The organism is Rhizobium sp. 01T444 (genome assembly GCF_056398305.1).
Window position 1 is genome coordinate 1 of the sequence record NZ_JBFTPD010000246.1, and the last position, 625, is coordinate 625.

Consider the following 625-nt stretch of genomic DNA (forward strand, 5'->3'; position numbering starts at 1 on the left):
CTCAAGGGCTCGCCCTCGCTGATGCTGGTCGACGAGCCGACCGAGGGGCTGAGCCTGTCGATGGTCCAGCAGGTCGCGCAGCTGCTGTCCGAGGCCGCCCGGCGCGGCGTGGCGATCCTGCTCGTGGAGCAGAAGCTGACGATTGCGCTCGACCTGTGCGACCGAATCGCGGTCATGGGCCACGGGCGCATCGTCTTCGACGCGAGCGTCGACGAATTCAAGGCCAGCCCCGCCGTGCGCACGGAGTGGCTCGAGGTCTAGGACGACGGGTGCGCCGAAGGCGCAACCGACCCACCAACAATCGAACGGAGATAGACCATGGGATTTTCAACACGCCTGTCGGCGGGCCTCGTCCTCGGGGCCGCGCTCTCGGCCTTCGGGGCCGCGCCGGCGCGGGCCGCGGACACGATCAAGGTGATGCTCAACGACCCGCTGTCGGGGCCGCAATCCAACACCATGGAGCGCGCGCAGAAGATTCTCGAGTACATGATCAAGCGCGACAACGACGCCGGCGGATTCGCCGGAAAGAAGGTCGAGCTGGTGCCCTGCGACAACAAGTTCAATCCGAAGGACGGCAAGAACTGCCTGGACCGCGCGATCGACCAGGGCATCCACTATGTGATCC

Annotated in this window: 2 protein-coding genes; both read left to right on the top strand. The window is 66.2% G+C overall.

The features are described 5' to 3' along the window. Nucleotides 1-261: ATP-binding cassette domain-containing protein (locus tag AC1DTN_RS38240; RefSeq protein ID WP_477925386.1), on the top strand; the 261-nt coding region annotated here is incomplete at its 5' end. 57 nt (nucleotides 262-318) lie between these two features. Next, the coding region (locus tag AC1DTN_RS38245) for an ABC transporter substrate-binding protein (protein WP_477925388.1) at nucleotides 319-625 on the top strand (307 nt) is incomplete at its 3' end.